The organism is Bradyrhizobium sp. SRL28 (assembly GCF_018596315.1).
Classification (GTDB): Bacteria; Pseudomonadota; Alphaproteobacteria; order Rhizobiales; family Xanthobacteraceae; genus Bradyrhizobium.
Genome location: NZ_JAHEAG010000109.1, coordinates 1 through 6,594 on the forward strand (window position 1 = coordinate 1; position 6,594 = coordinate 6,594).

Consider the following 6,594-nt stretch of genomic DNA (forward strand, 5'->3'; position numbering starts at 1 on the left):
ATCTAGTCAGTCAAAACCTCTGCTGAGGTAGGCAAACGTCCGGCAATGCCGGGTTTTAGGAATTGCTCAAAGCGACCGTGGGGACGCTAACGCATGCCCAACTTTTTGGCTGCCTGAAGGCGGCCTTAGCGCCACATGTTCAGTTACTCGGGCCGACATCCTCGGCCGGCGACCGCCCGTCTCTCAGTCCGCGCCGCCCATCGAATGCTGGTGTTGTTTCGCCATGGTGTCCAGAAATCATGCTGCCCCATTGCCCCGGCGGAGCACGGATCTGTTTCAACGAGAGGATTGCTTCCCACCCTGGATGCGCGATGGCCTGCCGATGCAGACTCACGCGCAGCGTTGCGCAGCTGCGCGTTGCAGACGGCTCGCGGCATCGGCTTGACCTACTTTGAGCCAGGATCTGGCGTCTGGTCGCTCCGTTGATGAGAACATCTCCGTCGCCTTGACCGGCGCTTCCGCTTTCGCGAGTTTTGAAGGAGATGCGGCAGGTGGCCGGCACGAAACGGTCGATCACTGGCGTCGCGCCATGGATCACGTGGCGACGTCGTGTACGAGCGCGTTTGAGACGGATAGCGCTCTTCGGCTAGTCGAATTCGCACACCACTCAGACGTGGACTAAGAGCCGACAATCTAACAAGCTATCATTGCGACTCCTACAGCAGGCGGCGCTGGAAATGACGTCCGTTCTTTTATGAATCGTGCAACCGCAAGAATAAATGCCATTTGCTGGAGGTTATCAGCCACCGCACCCGCCAGTGTAACTGCCGTGCCAGCAAAGCCGAAATGCTCCTCATGGTTCGATTGTCACTCGCAATCACGTGACTCAGCTGATAGGAGCGCGCTCCTCACTCCTGGTAGGTGCGTGGATCTGCGCCCTTGGCTAATGTGCCGCTAGCGGATCCGCTAGATTAATAGCAACGAAGCTGCGTGAAGCGCCACGCTCATTGAAGGTCGGGACCATTTTGTCATGACAGTCAAAATCATGAAGTTCTGCGGGCCCTTCGTTTCGCAGAGCGCATTACCACCGATCCCTTTCTGCGCACATAATGAACGAACATACACTGATGCAGATCAGGTTGGAATTCCCCTAAGGCACGGGCGTTATCTAAATGAATGATGTGGTCGTGCAGCATTGGACACAGTCCTCATTACAGGGGAGATTGTTTCCGTCGGCTTACTTGAGGCTACGTTGGAGGGATATTCGCCTCCGGCCGTAACCGCTCTTTGGTTATTCGCTCTATGGATTTAAGCGATCATGCATCGAAAATATCGACGGGGGCGCCGCTTCCTAGCACGCTCGCAGTCAAGCCGCGTGGTGATGAAGCCGGCGCTCAAGGCGCAGATGAGCGGACGCATTTCAGTGCTTGGCCGCAATAGCTTCGGATTTGACCGCTGTGTCGGCGATCGACATTGTGGAAAGTAGTTTTTGAGAATGGCGCGCCATGGCAGAACGATATGATCGGGATCTCACTGAAAGGTACGCTACACGGGCGTTCCAACGCCGGCTCACGAAGACATGCGGCGTGGCGGCCTGCCACCCGCACTTTGGCGAATTGCTCCAGGGCGCCTTCGATGTCGCGGAAGGGGGGTACCGCCGGACGGTGCGTGCGCTGGTCTCAGTTCACATGCCATACAGCGCTGGATCGATCGCCCGCGTGACGTTGGAGCCAAGCCGTTTGGGGAAATTCGTGCCTGAGGCCGGCCGTACCGGCATTCATGTAAGACCGCCCCATTTCCGCAAGTGTGAGATCGCTGCTCGGCTTGCCCTCGACGCCTTCGGAATGAAGAACATGGCGGCTACGCTCGAAGTAATAACGTTCGTTCCGGAAGGCGCCGGCATGGGTTCGTCTACGACCGGCGTAGTGGCCTCCATCCGCGCGGCCGCCGAAGCCGTCAGTGCGTACCGGGGGACCCGCATCACTCCGGCGCCTCATTTGCAAGCGAAGCTCGCGGTGGCGGCCGAGCATGCCTGCGACTCGCTGATGTTCGACTGCACTGGCAGCACCATCCTATTCGCCCAACGCATCGGCAAGATTATCCGGACGTTCAATGGTCCTCTCCCGCAAATGCACATTCTGGGGTTTGACACGGGCTCCACCAGCGGCGGTGTCGACACCGACCGGTTACCGCGGGCTCGCTACTCGCGCGACCAGGTCGCCGCCTTCGGGTGCGCTTTGGCCATCCTGGAGCAGGCAATTGCTGAGCAGAGCGTCGCGCTGGCCGGCCGGGTTGCGACCTTCTCCGCGATAACGAGCGAGACCGCCATGCAGAATCCGCTTAAGAAGCCGAAGTTCAACGAACTGCTCCGCATCAAGGAAGACACCGGCTCGGCCGGTATCGTCGTCGCCCATAGCGGCACCGTTGCTGGCCTGATCTTCGACGCGGCCCTACCCGATCTTCGTACTCGAGTGGGTGAGGCCAGCGCGGCGATCTCGCGCCTCGGTTTCGATCGCCTTCGCACCTTTTCAACCCCATATTGAGGATGCAGGGAATGGCGGACATGCTCTCCGACATAATCGGCGCTCATTCGCCCCTCAAGATCGTTTCATTGCGGCTTGGGAACTTGGCCGCCATCGATTTTAGGATCATGAAGGTGTTCCCGGCCTTTAACATCATCGAAACGGGTCTTCGCAACGGTGACATCGGCCCCAACGCACCGGTCGTCGAAACATCGAGCGGAACGATGGGCCTCGGTCTCGCCATCGTTTGCATGCACTTCGGGCTCAAGTTGCACATCTTCGGTGACCGGGCTATCGAGCCGCCGCTCAAACGCACGATGGAGGACTTGGGGGCCGAAGTGCACCTCGTTGACGCGACAGCATTCGACCCGAACGTCCAGCTGCTCCGGAAGCGAGCGCTCCTGGACTTCATTGATCGCACCGGCGCCACCTGGTCAAGGCAGTATGACAACCTCAGCAACCGCCTTGCTTATGCGCGTCCGGCTGAGGAAGCGATCAGGCAGTTCGGAACGGTCGACGTCCTGGTCGCAACGGTCGGCTCGGGAGGTTCATCTTGCGGTCTTGCTCATTATTGCCGCGCATTCTTTCCCGAGATGAAACTCGTCGGGGTAGACACCTTCGGTAGCGTGTTGTTCGGCCATCCGGCGGGGCGCCGCGATCTGCGCGGTCTCGGCAACAGCATTCTGCCCGGCAACTTGCTCCACGAGGCGTTCGACGAAGTCCATTGGCTTGGCGCCAACGAAGCCTACCAAGCTGCGCACCGACTTCATCGCGAGACTTCGCTGAAGCGCGGGCCTACGAGCGGGGCGGCCTACCTCGTCGCCAAGTGGTACGCGGAGCGTTTCCCCGGAAGCAAGGTGCTCGCCGTGTTCCCCGATGACAGCAACCGTTACGAGCACAACGTCTACGATCCGGCGTGGATGCAAGAGCGCGGCTATCGGGCTGAGATCGCCGCGAGCGAGCCGATCCTCGTCCATCATCCCCTCCACGCCAATGGCGGCTGGTGCCGTTTCGATTGGAGCCGCCGCTCGCTGACCCACGTGATGGGGATCTCGCATTCCGCAAACTGAAGTCTACTGCAATGGCCGTGTCCGCCGCGATCTTCATCGAGTCCAATAGCTCCGGCTCCGGCGCCGACTTCATTCTGCGCGCCCGAGAACTGGGGCTCCTTCCGGTCTTTGTCACCGCCTCGCCTGAGAGGTATGCCTTTCTGCACGGCAGCCTAGACCTCGACCTACGTACGTGCGACACGTCTTCGGAGGTAGCCGTCACTGTCGTCATCGATGACGTCGCGGCGGCCATGCCGATCGAGCTACTCACCACATCCAGCGATTTCTACCTTCACACGGCTGCGCTGCAAGCAAGACGGCTTGGGCTCGCCGGTCCGAATCCCGACGCCATCGCACTTTGCCGGGACAAGGCTCGCCAGGCTGCCGCGCTTCGTGCGGCGGGCATCAGCGTTCCCTGTAGCGCCACTGTAGGCGCTGACTGCGATATCCGCAGCGCCATCGCACAGGTCGGCTTGCCTGCAGTCGTAAAGCCGATCAGCGGGACCGGCAGCATCGGGGTTGCCCTGGTGGAAACAGAAACCGACGCGATTAAAGCTTTGCGCCACCTGCTCGGCACCACGACCGACGTGCGCGGCCGTCCCACCCAATCTGGTGCCCTTCTGATGTCTTACATCGCAGGCACCGAGTTTTCCGTCGAGATTCTCGATAGCAGAGTCTTCGGCGTGACGCGGAAACACCTCGGAGCCTTGCCGCATTTCGTCGAGATAGGACACGATGCGCCGGCAACATTGTCGCCTCGTTTGCGAGCGCAAGTTGTACATGAAGCCCTTCGCGCCATAGAGGCCCTGGGGCACACGCGGGGACCAGCACATGTCGAAGTCCGCGCAAACCAGGGCTGCGTCACGATCATCGAAGTTAATCCACGACTCGCCGGCGGTTCGATCCCAAGTCTTTTCCGTCATGTGACTGGTCTTGATCCGGTCCTCGAGTACCTCCGTAGCTTGCTCGGAATGCCAACCGGAACTCCGACCGCAGGCGCTCATGGTTCGATCCGATTCATCGTGCCGGAGCGCGAAGGCTCCTTCGACCTCCCCAAGAACGTCGAGCGGCTAGTCGACCGTTTCGGACTCGCGGAGTTCGCTTTATATCGCGCTCTGCCGACAGAATTTACGCGGTGCAACGATTTCCGCGACCGGATCGGTCACATCATCGCAGTCGACGGCGATCCGGCTGCTGCTGTCCGGCGTGCCGAGGCGGCAGTCGCGTTCATCCAAGGACAAGGAGACAGTGTTGCAGGACACAGGCCGCATCAAATCGACGCTCCATCCTGAAGCGAGCGCCATCGTTTTCGACGCCGATCTTCGGCGGGCAGCGAGTGACGAACTGCCGTTCTACGCCGAAATCGATCGAGCCCAGGCCATCATGCTTGAGCGGGTCGGGCTGATCGACCGCGGGCTCGCCAAAAATGTGCTCGTCGAGCTCGATAGATTACAGGCCGAGGGATTTCACAGCGTTGTTTTTTCGCCTGCCCCTCGCGGCTCTTATCTCGCTTATGAGGATCATCTCCGCTTGGTGATCGGCAAAGAAGCCAGTAACCTACATCTTGGTCGGAGCCGCAATGATATCAATGCTACGCTCCTAAAGCTCAAGCTGAGAGGGCCGTATCGGGAATTGGCCGGTGAGCTCCTCGAGCTTCTGCGAGTGCTGTGTGGCCTAGCTCGCGCTCACTTTGAGACGATCCTCCCTCTGCACACCCACCGTCAGCCTGCCTTGCCATCCACCTTAGCGCACCATCTGGCGGCGTTCGCCGGTGCGCTCGCGCGCGATCTGGATGCGCTTCTGGCCGTGCATCCACTCCTCAATCGTTCCTGTCTCGGTGCTGGCGTGGGGGGCGGCACGACCTTGCCGATCCTGCCGAACCTGACGGCAGAGCTGCTTGGCTTCGCGACTCCCCCGGTCAACTCCATCGACAGCGTAGCATCTCGCGATCTGGTCCTTCGCCTGCTGGCCGGTTGCGCGATTCTCGGATCCAATCTAAGCCGCATCGCCGAGACGTTACTGCTCTGGATCGGCGATGCCGGGCTGGCCAGCCTTCCGGACGAACTGGTGGGGTCTAGCTCCGCGATGCCTCACAAGCGGAATCCCTTCCTTCTCGAGCAGGTCCAGGGAAAGGCGGGCGCTGCAGTTGGCTGTTTCGTCGCCGCAATCACCGGCATGCATAGCACGCCTTTCACGAATTGCGTGGCCGTCGGAACGGAAGCCACTCGCCATGTCTGGTCCGGGATCGATAATTCCATCGGGTCGGTGCGCCTCATCCGACTGTGTTTTACTGGGCTGACCATCGCTGCAGATGCCGCGTCCGCTATGCTCGACAGGTCATTTGTAAATGCCATGGAAACGGCGACTCGCCTCGCGGTCAACGGCAGCCTCGATTTTCGTTCCGCTCATAATGAAGTCGGGCAGCTGGTTACGACAGCTATCGAGCGTGGCGCACCGACTCTCCTGGCGGTCATGCAAGGAGGCCGGGCCGCCGATCTCGAGGTCTCTCCGGCGCCAGACGTGATTGCGAGAACGGCTCGAGCAGGCGGAGGGCCCGCTCCGGACGCCGTTGCCGCAGCGCTCGACGAGCTCGAAAGGGGCATCGAAAGATCAACCGCGCTTTTGCGCGATCTCGGCGCCGGTTGGAGCCGAGCTCGAGCAGAACTTCGATCTGCAATCGCGAGCCTCGACGGACCAATGCTCTAACTGATCGACGAGGGAGAAACCAGCCCAACGAACAGACAAGCGCTGCGTAAAGGCTAGGGGATGCGCCCGAGGACCCGCGCGCGTCCAAGTTACATTGGCGAAAGGCATCCCCATGCCGCCGCCCATGGTGGGCCTGCGCCGAGATGCGCTCCACCGGACAGACCGGGGTCAGGCAACATACATAATCGGCCATTCGCCAGGCTTAAGGTCGACAAAGCCAACCCGACCGCCCCAGTGGACACAAACGGCAATCATCCTCTGGCAATGAGTTCTTCGTAGAGTGTCGGCGGAAGAGCCCCGCACCGGGCGCGTGCAAGTCGCTTAGCCTCCCACGAACGATCAAACTCCGGGCGCTAGACCGGCTTTTCGCCCTCGAT

4 protein-coding genes are annotated in these 6,594 nt (G+C 60.6%); all 4 read left to right on the plus strand.

From position 1 onward, the window contains the following. Window positions 1-1,526: 1,526 nt before the first annotated feature. From KIP88_RS45080 to KIP88_RS45095, 4 genes are read left to right on the plus strand one after another with little or no spacing between them, the layout of a single operon-like run. Window positions 1,527-2,483: a hypothetical protein gene (locus KIP88_RS45080; protein ID WP_214494517.1), complete on the plus strand. Its 957-nt coding sequence runs from the start codon at window positions 1,527-1,529 to the stop codon at window positions 2,481-2,483. Between the two features lie 11 nt (window positions 2,484-2,494). Next, the gene (locus tag KIP88_RS45085; protein ID WP_214494518.1) at window positions 2,495-3,532 is read left to right on the plus strand and encodes a pyridoxal-phosphate dependent enzyme; all 1,038 of its coding nucleotides are present in this window, start codon (window positions 2,495-2,497) and stop codon (window positions 3,530-3,532) included. A gap of 11 nt (window positions 3,533-3,543) precedes the next feature. Continuing rightward, window positions 3,544-4,803 carry an ATP-grasp domain-containing protein gene (locus KIP88_RS45090; RefSeq protein WP_214494519.1) on the plus strand — a complete coding sequence of 420 codons (1,260 nt, stop codon included), beginning with the start codon at window positions 3,544-3,546 and terminating at the stop codon, window positions 4,801-4,803. Beyond that, on the plus strand, window positions 4,763-6,217 hold the full coding sequence (locus KIP88_RS45095; RefSeq protein WP_214494520.1) for a lyase family protein: 1,455 nt from the start codon (window positions 4,763-4,765) through the stop codon (window positions 6,215-6,217). The genes KIP88_RS45090 and KIP88_RS45095 overlap by 41 nt, the downstream gene beginning before the upstream one ends. Window positions 6,218-6,594 lie beyond the last annotated feature (377 nt).